This is a genomic window from Streptomyces sp. NPDC054932 (assembly GCF_053610205.1).
Genome location: NZ_JBSGXU010000375.1, coordinates 1 through 2,187, shown reverse-complemented (window position 1 = coordinate 2,187; position 2,187 = coordinate 1). Strand labels below are relative to the sequence as shown.

General features: G+C 67.8%; 2 protein-coding genes. One reads left to right on the top strand and one right to left on the bottom strand.

Going from position 1 to position 2,187, the window contains the following annotated elements:
* Positions 1-50: 50 nt before the first annotated feature.
* On the bottom strand, positions 51-1,520 hold the full coding sequence (locus ACWGE1_RS40895; protein ID WP_453425542.1) for a catalase: 1,470 nt from the start codon (positions 1,518-1,520) through the stop codon (positions 51-53).
* A gap of 129 nt (positions 1,521-1,649) precedes the next feature.
* Between ACWGE1_RS40895 and ACWGE1_RS40890 the strand changes: the two genes are divergently transcribed.
* A complete protein-coding gene (locus tag ACWGE1_RS40890; RefSeq protein WP_453425541.1) occupies positions 1,650-2,066 on the top strand; it encodes a Fur family transcriptional regulator in 417 nt (138 codons plus the stop codon).
* The last annotated feature ends 121 nt before the right edge of the window (positions 2,067-2,187 follow it).

Below are 2,187 nucleotides of genomic sequence, written 5' to 3'. Positions count from 1 at the left end.
CCTCCGAGGAGGGCTGCGGCCCGGCGTCCTGCTGCGGCAAGCGCTCCGTATCAGCCGCGGAGGGCCTGGACCGCGGCTTCGAGCCGCTTGCCGAAGTCGCCGTCCGCCTGACGGAAGTTGTTGATCGCGCGCTCGACGATGTCGTCGCGGGAGACCTTGGCGATGAAGCCGGACAGGTTCTCGATCAGACGGGACTTCTCGTCCTCCGAGTACAGGCGGTAGAGGTTGCCCGCCTGGACGAAGTCGTTGTCCTCGCTGTGGACGGCGGCGGCGTGGTTGCCCGTGCCACCGGTCACGTCGATGGGCTGCCACAGCGGGCGGTCCGTCTGGTGCGGGCCGCCGAAGCTGTTCGGCTCGTAGTTCTTGGCACCCTTGTGGCGGCCGTCGTACAGGTAGCCGTCGCGGGAGTTGGTGCGCGCCTCGGTGGCGTGCGGGCGGTTCACCGGCAGGTGGTCGGCGTTGATTCCGACGCGGTAGCGGTGGGCGTCGCCGTAGCCGAAGAGGCGGCCCTGGAGCATCTTGTCCGGGGACGGACCGATGCCGGGGACGAAGTGCGCCGGGGAGAAGATCGACTGCTCGACCTCGGCGAAGACGTTCTCCGGGTTGCGGTTGAGCTCCAGCTTGCCGATCTCGATCGGCGGGTAGTCCTCGTGCGGCCACACCTTGGTGAGGTCGAACGGGTTGAAGCGGTACTGGGCCGCCTCGGCCGCGGGCATGATCTGGACCTGCACGGTCCACGTCGGGAAGTCACCGCGCTCGATGGACTCGCGCAGGTCGCGCTGGTGCGAGTCGGGGTCCTCGCCGGCGAGGGCGTTGGCCTCGGCCTGGGTGAGGTTCTTGATGCCCTGGTCGGTCTTGAAGTGGTACTTGACCCAGAAGACCTCGCCGGCCTCGTTGTTCCACTGGAACGTGTGCGAGCCGTAGCCGTTCATGTGGCGGTAGGACGCCGGGATGCCGCGGTCACCGAAGAGCCAGGTCACCTGGTGGGTCGACTCGGGCGACAGACCCCAGAAGTCCCAGACGTTGTCCGCCTCCTGCGAGCCCGTGTACGGGTCGCGCTTCTGGGTGTGGATGAAGTCGGGGAACTTGATGGCGTCCTTGATGAAGAACACCGGGGTGTTGTTGCCGACGAGGTCGTAGTTGCCCTCTTCGGTGTAGAACTTCAGCGCCCAGCCGCGGGGGTCGCGGACCGCGTCGGCGCTGCCGAGGTTGCCCGCGACGGTGGAGAAGCGCAGGAAGGTCTCGGTCTCCTTGCCGACCTCGGACAGGAACTTGGCCCGGGTCCACTGCGAGACGTCGCGGGTCAGCGTGAAGGTGCCGTACGCACCGGCGCCGCGGGCGTGCACCACGCGCTCCGGGATGCGCTCGCGGTTGAAGTGCGCGAGCTTCTCCAGCAGCAGCTGGTCCTGGACCAGAACGGGGCCGCCGACGCCCGCGGTCTCACTGTTCTGGTTGTCGGCGACCGGCGCTCCGGCCTCCGTGGTGAGCGGTCCCTGCGTCACGTGCGCCTCCTGCGTCATCCCTGCGTGTCCTGTCCTTGGCGTTTGCCGTAACCGATCCTACGATGGACTTTGTCTAAGTCAAGTAAGCATCCAAGTCCGCACTGATTCGGGAGTTACACCGAATCCCTCACTGTTAGGCTGATGTCTATGAGTGACCTGCTGGATCGACTTCGCGGACGCGGCTGGCGCATGACGGCGCAGCGGCGCGTCGTGGCCGAGGTGCTCGACGGTGACCACGTGCACCTGACGGCCGACGAGGTGCACGCGCTCGCGGTGGCCAAGCTGCCCGAGATCTCCCGTGCGACCGTCTACAACACCCTGGGCGAGCTCGTCACCCTCGGCGAAGTGCTGGAGGTCTCCACGGACCGCCGCGCCAAGCGGTACGACCCGAACGCCCACCGGCCCCACCAGCACCTGGTCTGCGCCCGGTGCGGCGCGATCCGCGACGTGCACCCGGCGGGCAACCCGCTGGCCGACCTGCCCGACACGGAGCGCTTCGGCTTCGTCGTGTCGGCGGTCGAGGTGACGTACCGCGGCGTGTGCCCGAACTGCGCCAGCGCCTGAGCCCACACGCGTGAAGGGCCCGGACCCCTCGGGGGTCCGGGCCCGACCGCAACTGTCTCATAAAAACAAAACCGCGCCCACCACAACTAACACGCACGCGGATGACGTGGGGGGGAAGTAA